The following is a 25,005-nucleotide window of genomic DNA, read 5'->3' as shown; positions in this document are numbered from 1 at the left end:
CCCACGTTACACCAGAGCACGAATATCAAGATCATTGGAGAAAGAGCACCTGCCAACACAAAAACCCCCTAAATGATTTATTAGCAAATAATTCGGCTCACCTAACTACGCCCAAAATTTACTAAATTTTTTCCTCACACTATTCGCAGCCTCATTTGCCACCAAAGTTACATCATTCCCAGCATCGTAAACTTTATTGCTAACATGATTTATAACCTCACTAACAGCTTGGTTTTGGGCGCACTTGTTAAACTCTTTTGCACCAAAATGTTTACCTATAGAAGCCCCTGCAGCAGCCCCAACAACCGTTCCAGGCCCAGATACAATAGACCCCATAACAGCCCCAACTTTAGCTCCCATCAAAGCCCCACCAACCGAGCCTGCAATTTCTGCTTTCTTTGCCTCTGCACTGTTATTTTTACCTGAGATAATGCCTTCTCGTAAGTTTCGATCTACTTCAGAATTAAAGCCATCGACGTAACCTAATCCTTCACGCCATTTCGCCATAGCCACAATGAGCAACTCAGGTTCATAGCCTCTATTAAGCAATTCACTAAATATACCTAGAACAATATCCATACCAAATGTTTGATACATATTGCGTAACTCTATATAAATTGGGTCATCAGCCAATTGGGCTCCTACAGAATCTCGAACAAACTTCCCGAGCGGATTTATCATTGAGCCTACAACTCCAGCCACATCAGCTGTTAGTGAGGTTCGATCCCTTTCAATGATCCCCTCAACAAAACTACAACCTTGCTTGAACTGCTTATCATTAAGCATAATAAACTGGTGTATATTGGTGCCCAGTTCTATACACACTGCTTCGCATAGACTCTGCGGCCCAATAACTATCTGCTCAACAAGGTCACTTTCTGACATCGCCAAAACATTTCTAAGGTGCAAATCTAAAATAGTAAATGCTTCTGCTTCTATTCGTTGAATTTGATCCATTGTTATCTCTTCCGACCGCCACATAACCAACTGAAGATAAAGGTAATTTGAAAACTAGTTATTCATAAAGTTAAGAATTGAATCCGTTAAATTGTCATTTGCTTCAAAATCACCAATATAACTTGCTTCTAAACCACCTTGGTTATCATAGTGATTAACACCAAATGCAGTATCAACGGTATGGCCTGAGAACTGTCCGTTAGCATTATACCGATCAACACCTCCAAACACATTTGGACGTGTAAAGCCATCGAACTGTCCGTTAGAGTCAAAGTGATTTACACCACCAAATACATTCTCTGTATCATGCCCAGCAAAAGCACCATGAGCATCGGTAAATGACACGCTATTCCCCAATGGGTTTGTCATACCATTCCCAATAAAAGAGCCATTTTCAAACATACTGACGCGCCCTGGAAACTGATTGGTTAGCTTTATCATTTTTCACCTCCAACTCAAAAAATAGCCAACAAAGCATACACATGTATACACCATTGTTCAACGATAAATGCCTACTAACCAATAACGACTAACACTTTTGCTAAGATAAGCAAGCCAAGATAAACTGCTTGAGTCTTGATTTGGAACTCGTCTCTTATGCCACAGCAACCACCGCCCCTGTATTCAACGGCTACTCTTATTCAATCTTGTAGAAAAGAGCTTAGACAGCAGATCCGTCAGGCACGGCGCTCTCTCAAAGAAGAACAACAAACTCATTATGCACAAACAGCTGCCAAGCTCGCTGTTGCACACTTATGCCAATTAAAAGCTCGTCGTGTCGCTGTTTATTTAACTAACGATGGTGAGTTAGATACCAAGCCACTTATTGAAGCGCTATGGCAGGCTGGGATTGAGGTGTATTTACCTAGATTGCATCCGTTTAGCGTTGGTAACTTAATATTTTTACGTTACGACCAAACCACCCAATTACAACAGAACTCGCTTAACATTTGGGAGCCAAAGCTGGACATAACCCAAATGATATTAGCCCACGAGCTTGATGTGGTGATCACGCCGTTAGTCGCTTTTGATAAACAAGGAAATCGTATGGGGATGGGCGGCGGCTATTACGACCGCACCTTAGCAAATTGGCAAACGGTAGGCAGACCAATGCCTATAGGTTATGCCCATGATTGCCAGCAAGTTGATTCCCTACCTTGTGAGCATTGGGATGTGCCATTGCCTGTCATAGTGAGCCCCAGTGCAATATATGAATATCACGCTAGAGATTAGCCGCTAGCTGCGGCTACACCTGCCAGTTAATTAACGGCTCACCACGTGCTTGTAACAGCTGGTTAATTTGCGAGAAATGCTGACAACCAAAAAATCCTCGGTAGGCTGATAACGGCGATGGATGTGGCCCGGAAATCACTTTATGCTGCGGCGCATTAATGCCTTTGCCTTTTTTAATTGCATGAGCACCCCAAAGTACAAATATGATAGGTTGTGGCTGCTGGTTTAATAACTCAAGTGCATTGGCAGTAAAGGTTTCCCAACCAGACTTAGCGTGAGAATGCGCCTTCCCCTGCTCAACGGTTAATACCGTATTAAGCATCAATATTCCTTGCTCGGCCCAACGACTTAAATTGCCATGTTGTGGAATAGTAAAGCCATCAATATCGCTAGCAAGCTCTTTATACATATTCACCAACGACGGCGGTGTTTTCACCCCATGTTTTACTGAAAAACATAGGCCATGGGCTTGGTTGGGGCCGTGGTACGGATCTTGACCAATTAGTACCACTCTAACTTTGTCTAAGGGGGTGGCATCAAATGCAGCAAAGACTTGATCCTCTGGCGGATAAATCACTTTGCCCGCAGCGCGCTCAGCACTAACAAATTGCTGCAGGTTTTGAAAGTAATCCTGCTGTTGTTGTTCAGCGATAAAATCAGACCAAGTAGTGACTGTCATTTGTGTTTTCTCAAGATAGCGATAAGTGTTGGCAAACCTAAGCTTGCCCAATAAGGCGCTAGCTTAAAATGTCTGGGCGAGTCTTGCAATCCAGTCGATACAACTGATTTTAACTGGCAATACTTTCGTGGTTAACAACGAGCAAATTATGCTATTTTTTACAACAAAAGCATGAGGTTAACCAAAGCAAGTAACACCTACTTCAACCTTTAACCATTTATATTAAAACTTGTCAGTGGTAATATAGCTGTTTGTTACAATCCTCGGACCATTAAGCCATGCAATTTCCTGCGCCATTTTCTGCAAAACATACTCAACCGCAAGCAGGTTTTACCCTGATTGAACTGGTCGTTGTTATTATTGTTTTGGGAATTTTAGCCGTAATTGCCGCGCCAAAGTTTTTAAACTTGTCTGAGGATGCGCAAGTGGCGCAAGTCAAAAATACTGGCGGTGCGTTTAAATCTGGCATTAACTTAGCTCGCTCAGTTTGGGCGGTAAAAGTGGGCAGTGGCCCAGCCGAAAACTTACCAGTATATGGCGAGTCAGATGATGCTCATGTTGATTTTAATGCTAATGGCTGGCCTGCTCAGCATTACTTTACCGATGATGAACCCTCACCTCAGCTTGATAATGTTGAAGACTGTATCTCGGTGTGGCAAATCATCTTCCAAAACGATGAGCCTACGGTTTCCGATGCTGCTAAAGCAGATGAGACCGACTACAAGGCGACTTATAATTCCCCAGCGGCATGCACTTATCAATACTCAGATAATACCAATTTATCAATCAGTTACGACTCCAATAACGGCAGCGTTGTAGTCGATTCCGATCCAAGCAGCTAATATCTCTCTAAGCTACTGCTAATATTGAATTTAACTATATTGCTAGTTAGGATGGAGCCTAGCACTCGAGAATAGGGACTTGTTCATGCCAAGAAAAAATAAATCTTTAGGTTTTACCCTGATAGAAATGGTGGTGGTCATCATTATCTTAGGGATCTTGGCAATTATCGCTGCGCCCAAATTCATTAATTTAAAGCAAGACGCGCAAATATCTACAGTAGAAGCAACAGGTGCCGCCTTCAAAGGTGGAATTAGCTTGGCTAACGTAAAATGGGCTTCTAAAGGTGGAGCTGGCCCAGTTGATAATTTACAAGTTTTTGGCGATGGCACTAACGGTCAACTGGATATCAACCAGTGGGGCTTTCCTGCACAAAACTACCCACCTTTTGAGTCAAGTCCTCGACTAAATAATGTCAATGATTGCATGTCTGTTTGGCGCACCATAATGCAAGAACCTCCGGTGGTGACTAGCAACCCTAATACTGATAGTGCAGAGTATTTTGCCACCTATATTAGCCCTGACCAATGCCGCTATTTCTATCTGCCAGAGCAAACTATGTCTATCTACTATGATTCACGCGATGGCAGCGTGATCACCGATTCAGATCCCAATAGTTAACAACAAGGGTTCATTAACGCGGCATTTAAGTTAGAATCGAAACACTATCCTAGATAAGAAAGAGCAGAAGCAAGATGTCAGAAGCAAAAAAAGAAACCACTATTTTTGAACTAGCCGATCAATTCATTGCATTGGCAAACGAACTTGCAGGCAAAGAGCAAGATGTTGGTAAAGTTGGCACAGCGATGCGTTTTGCTGCTGCTCGCTTTAATGCTTTTGAAGCAGCCATCAAGTCAACTGATCTTGCAGCTGAAAAAGCTAACGCACTAGCATGGTTTACCGATGAGTACAAAGCCATGCTTGATGACAACCTTGAAGATCATATTAAAAACCCAGTGCAATCTCGTGAAGCAGAGCCTGAGCCTGCGAAAGATGACGCTGTGCAGGTGTTTAACTCTTAAGCTAAATAACCTATTGCTATGATCAAAAACGCCATCATTAATGATGGCGTTTTTTGTTGCTAACAAGCCAAACTTACAGCGTCACTATTACTCTCACCGCCAACAAAATTAGCACCACACCAGAGAGCTTATCGATCAATGCCGATTTTTCTCTCAGCTTTGGCAATACTGCTGAATGAGACAAAATTAATGCAATGAGTGTATACCACAATCCATCAATGATTAGCGGTGTGAGCACAATTAACGCCTTACCTGTCATGTTGTCAGCCACCATCACAAACTGGCTAAACAGCGCTAAAAAGAACAACATGATTTTAGGGTTAAACAGTGAAATAGCTAAACCGTCTCGTGCAGCTGACAGCGCATCAGTTGACTCTCCTGCGGCTAACTTATCAGACATGCCACCTTTAGAGCGCAGCGCTTGGATCCCCATATAAGCAAGATAAAGCGCGCCAATTATCGCAATACCGTTAAATACCATAGGCGCTTGCTTGAGTAATACTGCTAAACCTAGCAATGTAAGCAGTGCATACACACCAATGCCTATTGAGTGTGCCCAAGCACAGATAATCCCTTTGCCGCGACCACCGCCTAAAGTATGGCGCACCACCATAGCCAAACTCGGGCCCGGCGACATGGCGCCCAAGCAGCAAATTGCTAGCAAACCTAGCCAAGCGCTAAATGTCATAATATTCCTTAACTATACTCTAGCCAGCGGCCAGTAAAAATTGGCCATAATATACATGATTGTGCCCCTTGCTGACCAACTCGCTGTGCCACTAAAAGCTTAAAAACAGGTAATACGGGCTCAATTAAACAGCAGCGTTTGCTTTTAGTTATTCAGCAAGTGACTGCCACTCAGGTTATTTTCATTTAACTGATGCACAATAGTGTTAGCGTGGCGTAATGCGGCTCAAAAACAGCATCATTAAATTTCGACAACTAGCAACAGCGATTAGAATAACTTTCGGAGATTAGATGGACACGATTTCAATTAGCATCGCTATATTTTTCACCTTGCTTTGCTTAAGTATTACTTCTCTTATCTGGCTAAAAGTGAAAGGCCGAATTATTCCCAATGGTGTAATCGTGGTCTTAGGCTTTATGGCAATGTGTGTCGGTGGTGTATTTGCATTTATTAACTTCGGCGAAGATTATGACGCCTACAAAAAACTGCATTGGCAAACCCTGACTCCTTCTCAGATCCAACCTTTAGTCGATGAAGGCTACACCGTATTTGTTGATGTAACGGCAGATTGGTGCAACATCTGCTACGCCAACAAAGTCGGGGTTACTCACAGAGAAAAAATTGTTAACGCGCTTGCTGATGACAAAATCATTTTAATGCTCGGCGATTGGACTGAGCCCAATGCTGTTGTAGAAAGCTACATGCGTACCCAAGGCCGTGGCGGCACACCCTACAATAAAATATACGGCCCGGGCGCACCGCAAGGGATTATCCTACCCACTCAGCTGACGATGGAGTCGGTGCTATTAGGCTTACAAAAAGCTAAAGGGTAAAAGTTTTAATAAAATCCCCAATTAAACTCACCTGAGGTCACGAAATAACGTGACCTCATTTTGTTCATTATGACTTTTACGTATACTAAAGTTATTCTCTCTTGTGTATTAGGCTGTTTATGTCAGGCATAAACCTCAAAGACAAAACCAACCATGATAATTTTTTACCTGAAAATCAGTTAATTCTTAATGCGGTAAGCGAAGGGATCTATGGCTTTGATCTTGAGGGCAACGCCGTATTCATTAACCCTGCTGCCGAGCGAATGACAGGTTGGCGTTCAGCCGAGCTATTAGGCAAGAACATCCATGATTGTCATCATCATAGCCACAGTGATGGAAGCCACTACCATAAAGATGATTGTCCTATTTACAACACGTTAAAAGATGGACTGGCTCGTGAAATCTCTCACGAAGTGTTCTGGCGCAAAGATGGCACCAGCTTTCCTGTACATTACACATCGACTGCGGTTTATAAAGATGGCGCCATGATTGGTGTAGTCGCGATATTTCGCGATATTAGTATTCAAAAGCAAACAGAAAAGTCGTTACGCCAAGCGCTAGAGCAGGTTCAGGCATTGTCTGAAAAGCTCTCTTTTGAAAATCAATACTTACAACTTGAGTTAGCCGATCGCACTGGCGATGTTGAGATATCGGGCAGTAGCGAACCTATAAATCAATTAATTCAACAGATTAAGCTGGTATCTAACACAGAAAGTACCGTATTAATCAGTGGCGAAAATGGCACAGGTAAAGAACTAGTTGCTCGTAATTTGCATCGCTTAAGCAACCGCGCTGATAAACCTTTAATTAGCGTCAACTGTGCGGCTTTTTCAAGCGCACTGCTAGAAAGTGAACTATTTGGCCATGAAAAAGGTGCCTACACTGGCGCGACGAGTCGCCGCAAAGGCCGCTTTGAACTTGCCCATCAAGGCACACTATTTTTAGATGAGGTCGCAGAGCTTAGCTTAGAAGCACAATCTAAACTATTACGAGTGATCCAAGAGCAAGAGTTTGAGCGAGTAGGCAGCAGCCAGACGATTAAGGTCGACATACGCCTCATCACCGCAACTCACCACGATTTACGCAAACGGGTTGAGCAAGGCTTGTTTCGAATGGATCTCTACTACCGGTTAAATGTATTCCCTATTGTGGTACCGCCACTAAGAGAACGCTTAAGTGATATTCCTGAATTGGTTAGTCATCTTATTGAAGATCTTAACCGTAAGCTTGGCAAAAAGATCACTCAAGTTAGCCACAAAGGCATGCAAAAGTTAATGCAAAACAGCTGGCCTGGTAATGTGCGGGAACTGCAAAATGTACTCGAACGTGAGATGATTTTAGCCCATGGACCTGTGCTAGAGTTTCGTCAACTCACGCTAACAGAGCCTGTAGAAAGCCACGCTCAAGCGGCAACGGATCAAACCTTACAACAAGTTGAACGTCAACACATCGTTAATATTTTAAAGCAAACTCAGTGGCGGATTTCAGGCAGCAATGGGGCAGCTGCAGTACTAGGGTTACCGCCTAGTACCCTACGTTCAAGAATGAAAAAGCTGGCAATTAGTCGACCAATTTAGTGGGTTATCAATAAGTACTGAGCAAATTACAACCACGGCTAACCCTATCCCGCGCTGCACGCCATCGTATGCTGCACTTCAATTAAGTACAGCGTACGACAATTAAACGCAGCGCATAACGTTTAATAGCCCTCATCCGCCTTTTATAGGCTCTATTCTCTATTACCTCTTCGCTATTATTAGTTATTGTGTGCGGCTGACTCATTACAATCAAAAAACAAGAGTCACGAAATAACGCCAAGTCACGATATATCACCACCCAACTTATACTACAACCCAATAAAAGCCTTTAAAATCAGTAATTAACAAACACTCTATTTTGGCCTAAGCCTTGCTAAGAACCTGATAAGAATATTGTTTGCAGTTACCAGCGTAGCTGTATTTCCAATAATGGTTCACTAGAGAAGTCTTATGCCAAACAAGAACTTAAACAATTTGCTAGACAGTGCCCAAACAGCGCAGCGGTTCATCCCTGTGAAAAACCTATCGCCTGATACATCGAGTGGTAAAATTCATATCCGCGAACAAAAAGGCCAATTACAACAACTTAGAACTGGCATCAATGGCCTTTTTCTAGCGCTGTTCTTTCTGCTGCCCTTTATCTCTTATGAAGGACGCCAAGCGATTTTATTTGATTTAAGTCAGCAGCAATTTATCTTTTTTGGCACCACCTTGTGGCCACAAGACTTCACGATTTTGGCTTGGGTGTTTATTGCCGCAGCATTTTTACTGTTTTTTATCACCGTATTTTGGGGGCGTATTTGGTGTGGTTATCTATGCCCGCAAACAAGCTGGTCGTTTATATATGTCTGGATCGAAACTCGTATTGAAGGCAACCGCAATAAGCGTTATGCATTAGATAAAGCCCCTTGGAGCGCCGACAAACTGAAAAAGCGCCTATTAAAACACATTGCATGGGCTACCATCGCGCTATTTACCGGCTGCGGATTCATTGCCTACTTTGTGCCTGCGCGCGATTTATATCTGGATATTTTTAGCTTTGGTGCCAGCTTTTGGGTAACTGCTTGGGTATGGTTTTTTGCCATATGCACCTATCTTAATGCTGGTTGGATGCGTGAGCAGATGTGTCTACATTGCTGCCCTTATGCGCGTTTTCAATCGGCAATGTTTGATGCTAATACTAAAACTGTTACTTATGACGCCAGCCGCGGCGAAACTCGTGGCCCACGTAAGCGTAATGAGCCTAGCTCACTCGGTGACTGTGTAGACTGTAACTTATGTGTTGAAGTTTGCCCTACTGGCATAGATATTCGTAATGGCCTGCAATATGAGTGTATTAACTGCGGTGCCTGCGTTGATGCCTGTAACCAAACCATGAATAAGTTTGGTTACCCTGCAAACCTTATCAGCTATACCAGTGAAAACTCGCTTGCAGGAAAAGCAGAGCCTTTTTATGAATCATACAAATTTTTGGCATACGGCATTGCTGCGCTAATTATGGTCAGTGTGATAGCTGTGGACATTTACAATCGCAATAGCATCGAGCTCAATGTATTACGCGACAGACAAAGCCTGTATCGTGAAACTGTTGATGACAATATTGAGAACAGTTTTACCCTAAAAATCCGTAATAAAACCCAACAAACACGGCTTTACCGGATCTATGTTTCAGGCAGTAATGCCTACCAATTAGTGGGGGAAGTCAACTTAACCATTAAGCCAGGAGAGCAGTTAGATTACCCAGTTACGGTATTAGCAAAGCCAGAGCTGTTAGCTGGTACTCGCAATGAAATTACCTTCACCGTTGCCGAGCAGCATAACTATAGCCAGATCTCTCAACAATCGAGCTTTTTTGCACCGATTTAACTTTTAAAAGAAAGAACTAGGTCGCTTCGCTGCGAGGGACGACTTCGTCCAGCTAGGAATATCAAAAGCCTGACGGGCTAAAGCACAACCTACAAAGTAAAATTAAAACCGCTTTCCCGTCTTTGCTTTTCCTAGGTCCTAGGTCCTAGGTCCTAGGTCCTAGGTTTTAGGTTTTAGGTTTTAGGTCCTAGGTTTAGGTCCTTTCTTTGGCTTCCCTTGCTCGTATACCTTCCGACTCTATATCTAATTTCAACCTAGCCCATTGACCTTTGCCCATAAATCACACTAATCTAAACACCTGTTTGATTTTATAATAACCATAACGATTAATCATGAACATTGTATAAAGGGGACTTTAATGGCTTACGATTCAGACTCAACCCTCGACCTCTCTCGCTACGCATCACTTATCGATCTGATTGAACTTGCCAGTGCCCGCTACGGCGATAAAGCCGCTTACTCCTGTTTAGGTAAAGAAACCAGTTTTAACGAGATTAATGAATACTCACGCCAATTTGCCGCTTACCTACAACAAGAAACCAACTTAGTTCAGGGCGATAGAATTGCTATTCAGCTCCCCAACATCACCCAATTTGTAATCGCCGCTTATGGCGCGATAAAGGCAGGCATGGTGTTAGTTAACACTAATCCTTTATACACCCAACGTGAATTAATCCATCAGTTTAATGACTCTGGCGCGAAGGCCTTAGTCGTACTATCTGACTTATTGCCGACTTTAACTGAAGTGGTCGAACAGACGCCTATTGAAACCGTCATTTCTACCCATGCAATGGACTTAATTACGCCGCAACCCCAGCCTGAAGTGCCATTTGCCACAGTGACATTTAACGATGTGTTAGCACAGGGTAGCAAACATGATTATGTCCCCGTGATCAGTGTGCTCGGACAGATCGCCGCATTGCAATACACCGGTGGAACCACTGGGCTCTCAAAAGGTGCCATGCTGACTCACGGTAACTTAATTGCTAACGCCATGCAGATAAAATCACGCCTAGGTAGCAAAATTGTCGAAGGCGAAGAGATCTTTGTCGCCCCCCTACCTGTGTACCATATCTATGCCTTTATGGTGAATTTAGTGCTTTATTACGAGCGTGGCGGCTGCTCGGTACTTATTCCAAACCCAAGGGATATTTCAGGTTTAATCGCCACCCTTGGTCAATATCCATTTACTGGCTTTGCTGGGTTAAACACCTTGTTTGTGGGCTTGTGCCACCAGCCTGCATTTCAAGCGCTGGATTTTAGTCATTTAAAAGTGACCATTTCAGGGGGAACTGCGCTGACACAAGCTGCTGCCTCGATTTGGCAGCAAACGACCGGCTGCACCATTTCAGAAGGTTACGGGTTATCCGAAACCTCTCCAGTGGTATCGCTCAACTCTCCGGGGCTTGAACAACTCGGCACTATTGGTAAGCCAGTGATTGCTACTCAAGTAAAAATTCTCGATATGGACGATAACGAAGTCGCTATCGGCGAGACTGGCGAACTAGCAGTATTTGGTCCGCAAGTGATGCTAGGTTATTGGAATAATCAAGCTGAAACCGACAAAGTCATGACCCAAGATGGCTACTTTAAAACCGGCGATATCGCCATTGCGACCGAAGATGGTTTCCATAAAATTGTCGACCGTAAAAAAGACATGATTATCGTCTCAGGCTTTAACGTTTATCCTAATGAGGTAGAAGATGTACTTGCCAATCATGACAGCATTTTAGAGTGTGCAGTCGTTGGAGTCAGCGATGAACGCAGTGGTGAAGCAGTCAAAGCGGTAATCGTATTAACTGATCCCAATAGTGATACCGCGAAAGCCCAAGCTGATATTGAGCAATATTGCCGCGAGCAACTTACCGCTTATAAAGTGCCAAAGATTATCGAGTTTGTTAATGCCTTGCCAAAGTCGACCGTCGGCAAGATTTTAAGACGCGAGCTGCGTAATACCAACTAGTAAAATATCCCTAATATAAAAGGAGCCAATGGCTCCTTTTATAATTTATAACAGTTGATTGAGCTAACTTTGCGCTACCCAAATAATCTGCTCAGTCGCAAAGCCAAGTTTTTTAGCTTGCTCAATAAACTGCTGCTTTAGCGCGTCATCAACGGTCGGAGTACGCGATAAAAACCACAAATATTCACGGTTGTAACTGGTGATAAAAGCATATTGATAATCTTGATTATCAAGTTCATACACCACATAAGCACCATAAAATGGACCGAAGAAAGATACTTTTAGATGGCCAATATCTGGGCTATCAACAAAATAAGCTTTGCCCTCTGCTTCATCCCAAGCCTGCTCTGCAACAGAAAAGCCACGGTTAACCACTTTTACACCACCATCATTGCGCATCGAATAGGTGGCGGTAACTTGATTCAAGCCACGCTCAAAGCTGTGATCTAATCTTGCTATTTCATACCAAGTCCCTAAGTAGCGCGGTAACTCAAAGCCTTTAACCGGCTCAATACCGTTTGGCAAGCTGGTACAGGCCGATAACAATAATAAACATGCAATAGTGATTAAGCGCATAGCGTTTCTCTCTTATTGTGATGAAATACATAGGCTAAGATTGAGTAAACTCATAAACCTATGCTTAATACCAATTGGTATAACTATACGCTTAAGATGCTGTTTTAGTTTACTCTTATTTGTCATCGGTTAATAACTGCAAACTGGCAAACTCTCTATATAACTCACTGCTTTGCATTAATTCAGCATGAGTGCCGCTGCCTACCACTTGGCCTTTATCTAATACTAAAATGCGGTCGGCATTGATCACCGTTGCCAGCCTGTGGGCAATAATCAAAGTCGTTTTACCTACCATTAAACTATCGAGCGCCTGCTTAACCTTTTGCTCACTAACGGCATCGAGTGCACTGGTTGCTTCATCTAATAACAAAATAGGTCTATCTGCTAAAATTGCGCGAGCAATAGCAATCCGCTGTTTTTGCCCACCAGACAAACGTACGCCGCGTTCGCCTAAATAGGTTTGATAACCGTCACTAAACTCTGTAATAAACTCATCGGCTTTAGCAGCAATACAAGCTTGCTTTACATCGTCTTCGCTGGCTTCAATGCGACCATAACGCACATTTTCAAGCACGCTTGTGGCAAAAATAACTGACTCTTGCGGCACTAATGCATACTGCTGTCGCAAAGTTTGTGGGCTGAGTTTGGCAATATCAACGCCATCAAGCTCAATGGAACCGCTATCAAGTACATAAAAGCGTTGTAGCAATTCAAACAAGGTACTTTTACCCGCACCACTCGCACCAACCAGTGCTACGCGCTCGCCGGGGTTGATATGGATATTTAAACCGCGAATAACTTCGTTATTATTAGCAACGCTTGCATGGCTGTTATCTGGCTCAGGGCTCTCTACTGGCTCTGGGCTGTGAATTGGCTCAGGGCTGTCTACTAGCTCAAGGCTGTTCCCATCAGAAAGCTCTGTTGCTCGGCTGGTGTCATCGAATTTGCTATAACTAAAACGTACGTCTTTAAGCTCAAGCTCGCCGCGTACCGCTGATGTTAACTTAAGCGGATTTTCAACAATAGGGATATCAATTGGTGTTTCAATTAGCTCTATTAAACGTTCGGTTGCGCCTGCTGCGCGCTGAATTTCGCCAATGACTTCACTAATGGTTGCCACTGAGCCTGCCACCATCACGGCATAGAACATAAAGGCAGACAGCTCACCGGCAGTTATCGCCCCGCTCATTACATCGTGCGCACCAACCCAAACAACTACCGCAATAGCTAGAATACTTAAAAACATCACTAGCGAAATAAGAATTGAGCGATACTTTATTCGCCCTTTTGCAGCATCCATTACCGCTTCGACACGATGATTAAACAGCGCACGGTCTTGCTCTTCATGGCAATAGGCTTGCACAGTGTGGATCTCATGTAGCGTTTCATCTACGTAAGCCCCTAAATCCCCGACCTTGTCTTGGCTTTTGCGGCTCAAATCACGCACTTTACGACCAAAAAAGAATATCGGCCCCAACACCATTGGCACCGCGAGTAATACTAAGCCTGTCATTTTAAAGCTAGTGATCGCCATCATTACTATGCCACCAATCACTGTTACGCCGGCACGCAGTGCCATCGACAAACTTGAACCCACCACAGATTGCAGTAACGTTGAGTCGGCAGTAAATCGCGAAATCACCTCTCCGGTTCTTAGCTTGGCGTAAAATCCGGGGGAAAGTTTTAATAAGTGGTCATAGACTTTTAATCTAATATCGGCACTGACTCGCTCGCCTAACCAAGTCATTAAATAGAATCGACAAAATATCGCGCTGCTGCTTAGCGCTGTGATAGCAATAACCAACATGATTATTTCATTGAGGCGTGAACCATTATCTTTTAAGAATCCTTCATCGACCATAAGCCTTACCCCTTGGCCTAAAGACAGCCAAGCGAGCGAACCGATGAACAAAAAGATAATCGCGGTGATAACTTTGCCGCGGTAGGGTTTTAAAAACGCACCAATCCAAGGTAATACGGCACGTTTACTCACGTGGGGTTGAACAGGCTTAGCCCGTTCCGCCATAGACTTTGCAGCTTGCGGCTGACCCTTAGCCACTGAAGAAGCGTTTTGATCCAATGCAATATCCTTAACCACTAAGGTTAAAATGAAAACAACAGCAGAATAACAAAACCCGCGCAAGGCGGGCATTGTTTATTGAATTTTTACTGAATCAGTAAAACAGACAGCGGCTTAGCTCGCGTTTTCTGCAAGCTCAGCTTTTGGTGTGCCATGGTGACCATCACGCTTCCAATCAACATCTAATAGCTCAGCTCCCGATAAACTAAATGCTTGGCCAAACCCCTTCACATAAAGGCCATGATGTGGGTTTAACTTAAACAGATTGAAATCGCCTAAGCCAGCTAAGTTATCAATCATTTCACCAAAACGCTTAGATAACGCTGCAACGCCTTTAGTAAAGGTTTCACTGTCGCGATCAACTAACTCTGCAGTCGCGTCAAAGGTTAAACGCTTACGCGCAAATACACTTTTAGCCTCTGACTCATCTTCTAATAGCATTACAGATAAATCTTTAGATTGTTTGAGGTTAGTACCATGACGTGCAAGTTCACTTACTAGTATATAAAAACCATCATCGGCTAAAGCAAAAGGTGCATAACTTGCATTAGGCACACCATCTGCATCTTTGGTTGCCAATTGCAACGTTGAGCGCTCAGCTTTAAACGCTTCAATCTCTGGCAGTAATTTATCTCGTAGTCTTTGCTCTTTATCGTTAGTCATTGCTCTACTCTCTTATTCTAAATACTTATTTAATTTTGCGTTCCACTTAGGCATAAAAGCCTAAGTTCTTTATGCCACCTCTGAGTTAACGCTTTGCTTTAACTCAGTAAAGCGCGCAACTTGCTCAGGTAATAAAACACGCTTTTTGTCGCGGCCAAGATAGACTTTAAATACCACTTCACCCTGTGGGCCAAAGAAGTTAATTGAATGGCTTTCAGTGCCTCTAAATGGCTTACTTATCAAGGCTATTGCGCTAATAACATCTAACTTCAAATGGCCATGCAGACCATCACCTTTAGTGATCAAGTTGTAATATCCGTGAGCGTACTTACCTTTTGGAAAGCTACCTTTAAACTCAAAAATACTGCCTGATGCCGAGACAATCGTGGTCATATTGCCCCACTCAGGTAACTCTTCTAGCAGGGCGTCTTTTTGCTCCAATGGCAGTATTGCCACTTGCTCTGCAGGCAAAGCTGATACGACTTCAAACTCGCTAATATTAAGTTCTTCGGCAATCTGACTAGGCATAGCTGCAGGATTGGCTTGTAAGTGCTGACGAATTTGTTCAACTGAAACTGACATGGAATATCTCCAATTAACTAAAGACTAATTAATTTAACGACAAAGAGGTCAATTCACTTGATGACGCGTGAATTGACCTCGGTTTAATTTAGCTTGCTAAATTCACCAATAACATGGCTCAAATTAGAAGCTATAGCGCGCTGACAACTTGAAGTTCCTGCCTTGTTCATACAAGGTTTGCCACGCTTGGCGATATTCCTCATCACCGATATTTTCAACTGCAAAATCAACTCGTAAACCTTCAAATGTGCCCATGGCTGGTTCCCATGCCACGTATACATCCCAAAGCTTGTATGAGTCATATTGGTTTAAATTGTCTACCGGAAGCTGATCTTGTTCAGCTACATAGCTAAAGCGCGTACCCAGCTTCATATCACCTTCCATAATGGCTTGTGACAGATCGATAGCGAGTTTCTTAGCTGGAATATTAGATAGGTATTCGCCAGTTGCTTTGTCTTTACCTTCCGTTTGACCGTAGTTCACTGTTAGGCGAGTTTGCTCATAACGATAACGAGTACTGAACTCAAAGCCGGTTAACTTAGCTTCATCAACGTTATTCCAAGAGGTGGTTTGCTCAAATCCAGGGATCCCCATTAATGGGTCTGAAACTGACTGTTCAATAAAATCATCAACGTCATTTCTGAACACGTTTAGCGTGATAGCAAGCTCGTCATTACCCGCAAGATTAGCAAAACGAAGATCCGCTTTAATCTCTTTGTTTTCAGCTTGCTCAGCTTTCAAATCTGGGTTGATTTCGAAGGTATTACACAGGCCATTTGGCAAAAAGCCAGGGATTGCAGGAATGCAGTAATGGGTACCTGTTGAATACATCTCTTCCATGCTTGGTGCGCGGAATGCTTGATCATAACGTGCACTTAATGTTAGCCAGTCAGTGGTTTGCCACACTAAACCAACAGAGGGTGAAAACGCATTATCATCTGAAGATTGATTGAGGTTATTACTCTCATTTTTGAACGCGTCATAACGTACTGCGGCATCAACAGCTAAGCTGTCTGTCAATTCGATATCTGCGCGTGTATAAGCACCCCAGACAGTAGTTTCACCATCAATATCATCAGGACGTTCGCCGGCTTGGCCACTATCATCACGTACGGTTTTGATTGAATCTTTATAGCCATCAACACCGTATGTTAGTACCGTATTGCCCAGTGTTGAGCTGTTATTTAAGCTAAAACCTAAGGTTTCATACTCTGTAGTATCAAACTTGTTTTTAGTCACGCGATCTTCATCGTAATTCGTGCCGTTCCAGTAGAGTGTGGCGTTTAAATCGAGTAACGCATTATCTGTTGGGCTTAAGCTGTAATCTAAAGTCACATTTTGATCTTCAGTTTTACGCTTAACCAGTGGTACAGAACTCCCCACATTAGTCGCCGGATTACTTGGCACTAGCTCGTCAATATTTGAAAAGCGCGCAGATAACTGTAAGCGTTGGTCATCAGTTGGCTCCCAACCAAATTTCGCTAAACCGCTTGTACCTTCTGAAGCACTGTTTTCAAGCGTTTGATCATTACCAATTTTGATGTTGTTGCTATCGTAGTAACTGCCGTTAACCAACCAATCAACACTACCTGCAGAGTCTGTTTCTGATAATCCGTAAATCGCACCGCTGGTTTTAATGCGATCACCATTTGATTCATAACCTTGCTTTAAGTAGCCACCAAAAGTGTCATCTTCTTCTAAAAAGTCAGCAGCAGACTTGGTATTTTGTGCCACCACACCACCAATTGCGCCACTGCCCCATAAACTACTCGCAGGGCCACGCACGACTTCTACTGAGCTCAGTAACTCAGGGTCCATAAAGTAAGTACCACGATGACCGGAATTTGTGTTTTGACGTGCACCATCAATTGTTTGCAGCACGCGTTGACCACCTAAACCTCGAATTTCAACACCTTGAGAGGATGCACGCGGACCATTGCTAACATTGATGTTAGCTTCATTTTTAAGCGCCTGCGCTACCGATGATGGTTGTGACTCTTGCAACTGCTCTTCATCTACCACAGCAACACTGCGGCTTGTTTCAGATGCTTTTTCGCTTACGCGAGTAGCCGTAACCAGTACTTCATCAAACTCGGTAACTTGCTGCTCATTGGCTTGCTGCGTTTGTGCTGCATATGCACTAGAGCTAAGAGCCATCGCAATTGCGATTACAACAGGCTTCTTGATCATTATTTCAATCCTCAAGGTCAGTATGGATAGCGTCTCGTTTTACCTCGATACAGTTCATCAGAGACAAAAACCAAAGTTAAAAACGCGACTGCCATTTTTTATTTTTTGCACTGTACCTGAGATTGAATAATGGATCAAATGAAAATCATTATCATTTGCGATCTCATTCAAGCTGGTATATCTTAAGGGGAGTTAAAAAGAAGATGCGAACCTAACTAATTGTAAAGAATGTAAATAAGCTTCTTACCTTAAAATCATCAACAGTTTGATTAGTTTAAGGTTAACTAGTTGGGCGCTACTTTCGGTTCATTTTCCAGACTTTGTTGGTAAGAGATTTCGGCATGACACCTAAACGTTATTTTGCTTTTGGTTGTTTAACAGTGTTAATCCAAGGTGCAGTTTTAGCTTCACAGAATTCAGAAGCAGAACTGTCAATGAATGCTGGTAGCGCAATGGGCTCAAATAATGCCGTTAGCGTGTCTATCGCTATGCAGGCTAGCCAAGCTGCACAGCCTGCCCCCACAACACCAGAACCAATAAAAGTACCTAAAAAACAAGTTGAAAAGCCCGCTGCTAAAGCTGAACCTGTAAAACCAACACCGAAAAAAACCAAGTCAACTAAGGTCAACACTCCGCCTAAGGCAACTCAAATTGCTAAGCAACAACCTCAGCAAGAGACCAAGCCTATCAACCAGCCAACAGCTGAAGACACGATTGCAAAAGAAGTTGACCAGACAACATCAGAGTTAGCGCAAGCTCAGTCGCACGATCAAGCACAACTTGATGCAAAACAGGGCGTGACTCAGCAATCAATCACGCTTTCAAGACCGACCTTTGCTGTGCCACCAAGTCAGCCTCACTATCCCAAAAAAGCCCGTAAACGCGGCTTTCAAGGGACGGCGACTATTGAGGTGATGTTCAACCAACTTGGCGAGCAATTATCACTAACTTTAGTTGACAGTTCAGGCTATAGCTTGCTCGACAAAGCAGCGCTAAATGCAGTGGAGAAATGGCAATTTGCAGCGCCATCACCACAGACAGCCTATGCATATACCGTGAGGGTCCCAGTGAAATTTGCACTGAACTAAAGTTGCAAACCGTTATTTTACAAAGAGCTAAGCAAGGCTAAAAAGCCAATTAAAAATTGGGGTTATCGGGAATGTAATACCCAGAGCAAATTTCGCTCAACAGCAAGCTGCGTTTAAGGGACAACGCAACAAACACATTTTATATAAACCGTTAATGCGATAGGTAAGTATCGTCAAGGAAACACCATGTCTCAGCCCTTATATCAGCAACTCATCGAGCAACTAGGCTACCTTGCTTGGCCGCTATTTATCTGCGCTTTTATAAGCTTAATGATCATTCTAGAACGCTTAGCACTGATGCTGTACGAACTGCCTAAGCGTGATAAATGGTTAACCCAGCTACGTCAACAAGCTCGCAGTGCAACACCTGAGCAAAGACAAGAATTAATGAGTCAAATAAGCCAAGGCCACAGCATGCTTTCGAAAGGCACAGCTTTATTGCTAAGTCATGCCGAGCAATCAAGAACGATGCGTGAAGAGATCGTCTCACTATGGCTGGTGAAGCAAAAAAACAAACTACTATCAGGGCTGAAGATTTTACATATTATTGGGGTGATCACTCCCTTATTAGGCCTACTCGGTACTGTACTAGGTCTAATTGAGATGTTTGATCAACTCGGTTTATCAGATGGTCCGGTAACACCTTCACAGCTCGCCTCAGGTTTAGGCCTTGCCATGAATACCACCGCTGCGGGTCTGATTATTGCGGTTCCAGCTATCACACTTGCGCACCTATTTACGCTGTGGGCTGAAAGACGCTGCAATAAATTGGCCCATGCACTAAACCTGCTCAACCTATGGTTAGACGGCTTTGATCAAGCACTAAGTATTGGTAGTGACTCCCCTGCTCAACTTTGTAGTAAAGCTGCCACCTGTAAAGAAGCCAGCTGTCGTAGCGAAACTGAGCCGCAGCTAACTCAAGCAACTGGGGCTACCTCATGATAAACGCAGGCAATGACCAAAGCAGTCCGAGCTTTGGCTTAGATCTTACGCCACTAATTGACATTATTTTTATCGTACTGGTGTTTCTCCTGCTCACGGCTAACACCCAGTTACTTAGCTTGCCTGTTGATGTCCCTACAGAGGCAGACTCCAACCTAAGCGCTGTTTCACAAGAGAAGCATATTGCAATAAATGTGTTAGTTAACGAGCCGCACTGGGCGCTTGACGGAAAAAGTTATGCTGATTTTGATGAGTTTGAAGCTGCTTTTTCAAACAGTTTTAAAGCAAACCCTAAAGCAAAAGTGATTATTGCGGCTGATAAAACCGCACCAGTACAACCTTTAATGACGGTATTGGCAGCGTTGCAAAGGCAAAACATCAGCAACACTCAAATTTTAATGGAGCCCTGATGCTGCTAGAGGTTAGTTCTTCTCAAGATTAGTTCGGCTAAAAATTGCACCTGTTGTTGCTATTGATATTCAACTTTGATTAGCGAAATACCCCGCTAATTTTATTAATGAGTTTTGATTATTTTGGAGTTACCCATGCTTGGTAAAAAGATTTTTAATAACAAATTATTGGCTAGCGTTACCCTGTTATCTTCACTGGCATTTAGCCAGACAGTTCTTGCTCATGCAGACCATGAACATGCAGCCCCACGAGTGGTCAGTGCCGGCGCAGGAGTGACTGAATTAGTATTAGCTTTAGATGCTGGCAATGAGTTAGTCGCGGTAGACTCCACCAGCCAACTGCCTAAAGGCTATGACAAAGTTGAAAAATTAGGTTACCACCGCATGCTAAGCGCTGAAGGAATTTTGGCACTATCGCCAAACCTAGTGCTTGGAACAGATGCCATGGGACCTAAAGCGACCCTTGATGTATTAAATGGTGCTAACGTCAATGTTATCCAACTACCTGATGCACATACCCAGCCGCAGTTACTGAGTAATATTGACGAAATGGGCAAACTGCTTAACCGTGAAAAGCAAGCACAAGCCCTACAAAACCAAGTAAAACAATCATTTGTTCAAATCGAGCAAAAGCAGCAACAAATTGCTAAACAAGGCGATGCGCCTAAGGTGCTATTTTTATTATTGCAAGCAGATAGACCTGCACGCGTAGGTGGTGATGATACTGCTGCAGATATCATTATTAAACTTGCCGGCGGTAAAAATATCGCAGGGTTTAGCGGTTATAAATCAGTATCACAAGAAGGCATTTTATCACTACAGCCCGACGTTATTTTGATCTCAAATCGCTCTGACAAAGCCATTGAAAACCCAGTCGCTGATGTACTTAAGCAAATGCCGTTACTTGAACATACTCCAGCAGGTAAAAACCAACAGATCCAATCACTCAAGCCTCAAGCTCTATTAGGTGGCTTAGGCTTAAGTGCCATCGAAGCGGCTGACCAGCTTGCCAGTGATTTTATTAACGTCAAACAGTACTAGTTATAAAGCTTAGGAATACAAATGGATAATCGTCGTTGGCTTTGGCCCAGTTTACTCGCCGCTTTGGTGATAACGAGCCTGATGTCTGTCAGCATAGGTCCACTACAAATTAGCCCCACAGTCAGTTTTCATGCTGTGATGAACTGGCTTACACCGCTAGACATAGGTAGTGTCGCCCCCCACGAGCAACTGGTGATCAATAATGTGCGCTTACCGCGCACGTTATTAGCGCTTGCCGTAGGTGCCGTGCTCGCCCAATGTGGCGCTGTCATGCAGGGCTTATTTAGAAACCCTCTTGCAGATCCTGGCATTATTGGCGTCTCTTCAGGTGCGGCTCTTGGGGCTGCGATCTGCATTGTACTTATTCCCCAAGGTGGAGAGTACATGGTGGCGCTTAGCGCATTTATCGCCGGCCTTGTGACCACCTTAGTTGTCTACCGCTTAGCAAGTAGTCCTAGTGGCACCTCGGTAGTATTGCTGCTACTTGCAGGTGTGGCAATTGCAGCCCTAGCAGGCGCAGGTATTGGCTTACTGACATATATGGCCGATGACATGGCCCTTAGGGATCTGACCTTGTGGCAACTCGGCTCAATTGCTGGCGCACAATGGCATTACGTCATTTTAAGCTTAATCGCGCTAGCCTTAGTCAGCTGGCAGTTTAATCGCAGTGCCAAAGCACTTAATGCGCTGTTACTTGGTGAAGCTGAAGCTCGTCACCTAGGGCTTGATGTCGATAAACTCAAGCTTAGGCTAATCGTGTTGTGTGCTATTGGTGTCGGTATTTCCGTAGCGGCTACCGGCATTATTGGTTTTATTGGCCTTGTTGTGCCGCATCTGGTTCGCATGATGGTGGGGCCTGATCACAAGCAATTATTACCACTTAGTGCCATGTTAGGCGCTGCGCTATTAGCATTGGCTGATATCGGTGCACGCTCCCTCGTGGCGCCATCGGAACTGCCTGTCGGTTTGGTCACCGCTTTGCTTGGTGCTCCCTTCTTTATTGTGTTGCTGCTAAAACAGCGCCACCGCTTGGTTTAAGGTCATCATTATGCAGACAGACTCATTAACACCCGCCCTTGAAGTCAACCGTTTATCAGTACGCATCGGCCATAAGCCTGTGTTAACCGATATCAACCTAAAACTACAGCCTGGGCAAGTTACCGCACTGCTCGGCCCTAATGGAGCGGGCAAGTCGACCCTGCTTAAAAGTTTTTGCCAAGAAGTCGCCTTAGATGCTGGTGAAATAAAAGTTTACGGTAAAAATGTCAATAGCTGGGATCGTCAGCTACTGGCTAAGTCCCTAGCTGTTTTACCACAACATGCATCACTGACCTTCCCTTTTAAAGTCAGAGAAGTAGTGGAGATGGGACTCTACCCGTTAACCCTAAATCAGCAACAAGGTAAAAGACTTGTAGATGAGCAATTAGAACAAGTGGCACTGGCCCATTTGAAAGAGCGCAGTTATCCAACGCTTTCTGGAGGCGAGAAGCAGCGAGTGCAACTGGCTCGAGTATTAACTCAACTCGCACAATCTGAAAGACCACCTATTTTACTGTTAGATGAACCCACTTCTGCACTGGATTTGGCACAGCAGCACCGCGTATTAGCCTTAGCACGCAGCCTTGCTCATGAACAAAACTATGCTGTCATTGTGGTATTGCATGATCTAAACCAAGCATCACGCTACGCCGACAGATTAGTCGTACTCGAAAATGGCTGTATTGTTAGTGACGGTAAACCAAGTGACACCTTAACGCCAGAAACTATCAGACAAGTTTGGCATTACGATCCTGTTGTCGTAATGGAGCCGGGTAAACAAACACCGCTGTTGTTTTAAAGCAGCGCTAGTATATAAAGCGCTCATATTCTTGAGCGCTTTATATTCAAAATGACTTTAATGGTTCAATCGCCTTAAAAATGAGGCTTAATGGTCCTTTGATCGCCGCAATATCTAAGCTCTGTGGAGTTGTGTTACAGCGGGAAGCCAATGCAAACCCATGTAAGTAGTCCACTAATAAACATAAAATATCAGTTTGCAATGCTCCATCTAAATCAAGCGGCTTCAATATCATCTCAAAACGGCTCACAAATACCTCAGCAGGCCCAGTAGATTGCATTGATAACAAGGTTTCCAATAAACCTGAATACTGCTGTAATAAGTTGAGATAGCTACTACTTAATGCCATTAAAGCTTGCTGCCAATCATCCTCTATATTTGGCTGGTAGATCTCGTTCACTAAAGATATTGTAATCGCCTCAAGCAAAGCATCTTTGTTTTTAAAGTAATAATAAATCGCCATCGCATCCACCGATAGTGCACTGGCTAATGCTCGAATACTTGGCATTTTGCCACTGCTTAACATCAAACTCTTAGCCTTAGTAATTATCGCTTGTTGGCTCAATTGTTCAGCGTGACTTGCTGGTCGACCGCGCTTCTTTTGCTTGACAGTCATAAATTACTCTCGTTAAAATCCACCTTTTTCTACAGTGTAGAATAAAGTTTATTTTGCTACTTTACAAGTTGCTGCTTAGCTTAATTAAGCGCTGAAAATCTCAACACTCATAGCCAGACTAGAGTGACTGTTAACGCCAGTATTTCACTAAGGGATCATAATGACCAATATCGTGTATATCGCCACTAGCCTTGACGGCTTTATTGCAGACAAAAATAATCAAGTCGATTGGTTACATGACATTCCTAATCCTGATGGCTCAGATCTTGGCTTTAGTGAGTTTATGTCACGTATTGATGCGTTAGTGATGGGACGCAATACCCTAGAAATAGTGCTAAGTTTTGGCATTGACTGGCCCTATAGTAAACCCGTGTTTGTGCTAAGCAATACCTTGACCAAGGTACCAGATGGACTTGAAGATAAAGTGTTTTTAGTCAATGGTTCACTACCCGAGATTGTCCAGCAACTCAATAATCAAGGATATAACCAGCTTTATATTGATGGTGGTAAAACGATTCAAGGCTTCTTGCAGCATGATTTAATTGATGAGTTAATTATTACCACAATTCCAGTCATACTCGGTGGCGGGATTCCATTATTTGGCGAGTTAACAACGCCGCTTAAATTTAAGCACGTTAAAGCCAAGCGCCTCGTTGACTGTTTAGTGCAAAATAGCTTTGTTAGACAAAGGTAAACTGCGAGTGTGAAACGAAAATTAGCAGTAATGAGCAGAGTAAACTATGAATAGCGTGATTATCGTTTTAGGGGCACCAAATGACGACCAAGGTAACCTGTCAGAAATTGCGCAATCTCGCTGCCAAGAAGCGCTGAGAATACATAAGACTCAGCCACAGAGTAAATTGCTAATGACGGGCGGTTTTGGTGCATTCAATCAGACTGATATGCCCCATGCTTATTACTGCCAGCGCTACTTGATGTCCCTAGGTGTACCCGCTGATACCTTTACCAACATCGCCCTCAGCCGCTTCACGTTTGAAGATGCCACACTCGCTAAACCTATCGTGGAGCAGCATGGTTTTAGTCACATTACCTTAATCACCTCTGAGTTTCATATGCCCCGTGCAAAGCTTATCTTCAGCGCACTATTTGCCAATTACCAGCTAAGCTACTACGCGACAACCTCGCCTGTTTCACCTCAAAAAATGCGACAACTTCAAGCCCATGAACTAACCGTTATGGACAGAGAACGAGCTAATATAAGCAACTATTTTGCTTAGTCGATTTGCCATGTGCTTGGTTTACGCCAGCTAAGTAACCCAGAAACATAGCAGCGACACAATACAGCCTTAATCTAGCGCCATCTTTACATTGCAAAGAATGAAACATTGATCCATCGCACC

General features: G+C 43.6%; 26 protein-coding genes. 16 read left to right on the top strand and 10 right to left on the bottom strand.

What is annotated here, in order from left to right; genetic code table 11:
- Positions 1-105: 105 nt before the first annotated feature.
- Both L884_RS0103800 and L884_RS22595 read right to left on the bottom strand, forming a co-directional pair.
- A complete protein-coding gene (locus L884_RS0103800; RefSeq protein WP_028766244.1) occupies positions 106-957 on the bottom strand; it encodes a glycine zipper domain-containing protein in 852 nt (283 codons plus the stop codon).
- Positions 958-1,011: 54 nt separating this feature from the next.
- Positions 1,012-1,398, bottom strand: coding sequence for a hypothetical protein (locus L884_RS22595; protein WP_051435527.1), 387 nt, complete (start codon positions 1,396-1,398; stop codon positions 1,012-1,014).
- A gap of 156 nt (positions 1,399-1,554) precedes the next feature.
- Here L884_RS22595 and L884_RS0103790 point away from each other — a divergent pair, with 156 nt between their 5' ends.
- Positions 1,555-2,190 carry a 5-formyltetrahydrofolate cyclo-ligase gene (locus tag L884_RS0103790; RefSeq protein ID WP_028766243.1) on the top strand — a complete coding sequence of 212 codons (636 nt, stop codon included), beginning with the start codon at positions 1,555-1,557 and terminating at the stop codon, positions 2,188-2,190.
- Between the two features lie 13 nt (positions 2,191-2,203).
- Here the strand turns inward: L884_RS0103790 and ung are convergent, their stop codons facing one another.
- Complete coding sequence (gene ung, locus L884_RS0103785) at positions 2,204-2,869, bottom strand: uracil-DNA glycosylase (protein WP_028766242.1); 666 nt, start codon at positions 2,867-2,869, stop codon at positions 2,204-2,206.
- 278 nt (positions 2,870-3,147) lie between these two features.
- Between ung and L884_RS0103780 the strand changes: the two genes are divergently transcribed.
- The 3 genes from L884_RS0103780 to L884_RS0103770 all read left to right on the top strand — a co-directional run bounded on the left by L884_RS0103780 (position 3,148) and on the right by L884_RS0103770 (position 4,731).
- A complete protein-coding gene (locus L884_RS0103780; protein WP_028766241.1) occupies positions 3,148-3,711 on the top strand; it encodes a pilus assembly FimT family protein in 564 nt (187 codons plus the stop codon).
- Between the two features lie 85 nt (positions 3,712-3,796).
- Positions 3,797-4,330, top strand: coding sequence for a prepilin-type N-terminal cleavage/methylation domain-containing protein (locus L884_RS0103775; RefSeq protein ID WP_028766240.1), 534 nt, complete (start codon positions 3,797-3,799; stop codon positions 4,328-4,330).
- Between the two features lie 74 nt (positions 4,331-4,404).
- The gene (locus tag L884_RS0103770) at positions 4,405-4,731 is read left to right on the top strand and encodes a DUF3144 domain-containing protein (RefSeq protein ID WP_028766239.1); all 327 of its coding nucleotides are present in this window, start codon (positions 4,405-4,407) and stop codon (positions 4,729-4,731) included.
- 73 nt (positions 4,732-4,804) lie between these two features.
- On the opposite strand, the gene L884_RS0103765 is transcribed toward L884_RS0103770, so the two are convergent.
- Positions 4,805-5,419, bottom strand: a complete 615-nt coding sequence (locus L884_RS0103765; protein ID WP_028766238.1) for a LysE family translocator — start codon at positions 5,417-5,419, stop codon at positions 4,805-4,807.
- Between the two features lie 290 nt (positions 5,420-5,709).
- On the opposite strand from L884_RS0103765, the gene L884_RS0103760 reads away from it, so the two are divergent.
- From L884_RS0103760 to L884_RS0103745, 4 genes are all read left to right on the top strand, one after another.
- Positions 5,710-6,252 (top strand): thioredoxin family protein, encoded by a 543-nt coding sequence (locus L884_RS0103760; RefSeq protein ID WP_028766237.1) that lies wholly within the window; start codon positions 5,710-5,712, stop codon positions 6,250-6,252.
- A 119-nt stretch (positions 6,253-6,371) separates the two neighbouring features.
- Positions 6,372-7,829, top strand: a complete 1,458-nt coding sequence (locus L884_RS0103755; RefSeq protein WP_037410307.1) for a sigma-54 interaction domain-containing protein — start codon at positions 6,372-6,374, stop codon at positions 7,827-7,829.
- Between the two features lie 411 nt (positions 7,830-8,240).
- On the top strand, positions 8,241-9,656 hold the full coding sequence (gene ccoG, locus L884_RS0103750; RefSeq protein ID WP_028766235.1) for a cytochrome c oxidase accessory protein CcoG: 1,416 nt from the start codon (positions 8,241-8,243) through the stop codon (positions 9,654-9,656).
- Between the two features lie 358 nt (positions 9,657-10,014).
- Positions 10,015-11,619, top strand: a complete 1,605-nt coding sequence (locus L884_RS0103745) for an AMP-binding protein (RefSeq protein ID WP_028766234.1) — start codon at positions 10,015-10,017, stop codon at positions 11,617-11,619.
- Between the two features lie 63 nt (positions 11,620-11,682).
- On the opposite strand, the gene L884_RS0103740 is transcribed toward L884_RS0103745, so the two are convergent.
- The 5 genes from L884_RS0103740 to L884_RS0103720 all read right to left on the bottom strand — a co-directional run bounded on the left by L884_RS0103740 (position 11,683) and on the right by L884_RS0103720 (position 17,677).
- Positions 11,683-12,195 (bottom strand): lipocalin family protein, encoded by a 513-nt coding sequence (locus tag L884_RS0103740; protein ID WP_028766233.1) that lies wholly within the window; start codon positions 12,193-12,195, stop codon positions 11,683-11,685.
- Between the two features lie 115 nt (positions 12,196-12,310).
- Positions 12,311-14,221 carry an ABC transporter transmembrane domain-containing protein gene (locus tag L884_RS0103735; RefSeq protein WP_156925652.1) on the bottom strand — a complete coding sequence of 637 codons (1,911 nt, stop codon included), beginning with the start codon at positions 14,219-14,221 and terminating at the stop codon, positions 12,311-12,313.
- A 168-nt stretch (positions 14,222-14,389) separates the two neighbouring features.
- Positions 14,390-14,938, bottom strand: a complete 549-nt coding sequence (gene hutZ, locus L884_RS0103730; protein WP_028766231.1) for a heme utilization protein HutZ — start codon at positions 14,936-14,938, stop codon at positions 14,390-14,392.
- A 69-nt stretch (positions 14,939-15,007) separates the two neighbouring features.
- Entirely contained in the window at positions 15,008-15,520 is a 513-nt protein-coding gene (gene hutX / locus L884_RS0103725) for a heme utilization cystosolic carrier protein HutX (protein ID WP_028766230.1), read from the bottom strand.
- 123 nt (positions 15,521-15,643) lie between these two features.
- Positions 15,644-17,677 carry a TonB-dependent hemoglobin/transferrin/lactoferrin family receptor gene (locus L884_RS0103720; protein ID WP_425423471.1) on the bottom strand — a complete coding sequence of 678 codons (2,034 nt, stop codon included), beginning with the start codon at positions 17,675-17,677 and terminating at the stop codon, positions 15,644-15,646.
- Between the two features lie 374 nt (positions 17,678-18,051).
- Between L884_RS0103720 and L884_RS0103715 the strand changes: the two genes are divergently transcribed.
- The 6 genes from L884_RS0103715 to L884_RS0103690 all read left to right on the top strand — a co-directional run bounded on the left by L884_RS0103715 (position 18,052) and on the right by L884_RS0103690 (position 23,028).
- Positions 18,052-18,798: an energy transducer TonB gene (locus L884_RS0103715; RefSeq protein ID WP_028766228.1), complete on the top strand. Its 747-nt coding sequence runs from the start codon at positions 18,052-18,054 to the stop codon at positions 18,796-18,798.
- 186 nt (positions 18,799-18,984) lie between these two features.
- Positions 18,985-19,740 (top strand): MotA/TolQ/ExbB proton channel family protein, encoded by a 756-nt coding sequence (locus L884_RS0103710; protein ID WP_028766227.1) that lies wholly within the window; start codon positions 18,985-18,987, stop codon positions 19,738-19,740.
- Complete coding sequence (locus L884_RS0103705; RefSeq protein WP_028766226.1) at positions 19,737-20,150, top strand: ExbD/TolR family protein; 414 nt, start codon at positions 19,737-19,739, stop codon at positions 20,148-20,150. Before L884_RS0103710 ends, L884_RS0103705 begins: the two co-directional genes overlap by 4 nt.
- Positions 20,151-20,285: 135 nt before the next feature.
- Positions 20,286-21,191 (top strand): heme/hemin ABC transporter substrate-binding protein, encoded by a 906-nt coding sequence (locus tag L884_RS0103700; RefSeq protein ID WP_028766225.1) that lies wholly within the window; start codon positions 20,286-20,288, stop codon positions 21,189-21,191.
- Between the two features lie 21 nt (positions 21,192-21,212).
- Complete coding sequence (locus L884_RS0103695) at positions 21,213-22,229, top strand: FecCD family ABC transporter permease (protein ID WP_028766224.1); 1,017 nt, start codon at positions 21,213-21,215, stop codon at positions 22,227-22,229.
- Between the two features lie 10 nt (positions 22,230-22,239).
- Positions 22,240-23,028: a heme ABC transporter ATP-binding protein gene (locus L884_RS0103690; protein WP_037410304.1), complete on the top strand. Its 789-nt coding sequence runs from the start codon at positions 22,240-22,242 to the stop codon at positions 23,026-23,028.
- Positions 23,029-23,074: 46 nt separating this feature from the next.
- Here L884_RS0103690 and L884_RS0103685 read toward each other — a convergent pair whose 3' ends face one another.
- Complete coding sequence (locus L884_RS0103685; RefSeq protein WP_028766222.1) at positions 23,075-23,644, bottom strand: TetR/AcrR family transcriptional regulator; 570 nt, start codon at positions 23,642-23,644, stop codon at positions 23,075-23,077.
- Between the two features lie 160 nt (positions 23,645-23,804).
- On the opposite strand from L884_RS0103685, the gene L884_RS0103680 reads away from it, so the two are divergent.
- Both L884_RS0103680 and L884_RS0103675 read left to right on the top strand, forming a co-directional pair.
- Complete coding sequence (locus tag L884_RS0103680; RefSeq protein WP_028766221.1) at positions 23,805-24,338, top strand: dihydrofolate reductase family protein; 534 nt, start codon at positions 23,805-23,807, stop codon at positions 24,336-24,338.
- A gap of 46 nt (positions 24,339-24,384) precedes the next feature.
- Positions 24,385-24,882 carry a YdcF family protein gene (locus tag L884_RS0103675; RefSeq protein ID WP_028766220.1) on the top strand — a complete coding sequence of 166 codons (498 nt, stop codon included), beginning with the start codon at positions 24,385-24,387 and terminating at the stop codon, positions 24,880-24,882.
- Positions 24,883-25,005: the final 123 nt, after the last annotated feature.

Origin of the sequence: Shewanella fidelis ATCC BAA-318, assembly GCF_000518605.1 — a bacterium.
In the GTDB taxonomy this organism is placed as follows: Bacteria; Pseudomonadota; Gammaproteobacteria; order Enterobacterales; family Shewanellaceae; genus Shewanella; species Shewanella fidelis.
This window is presented reverse-complemented; position numbering and strand designations above follow the sequence as displayed.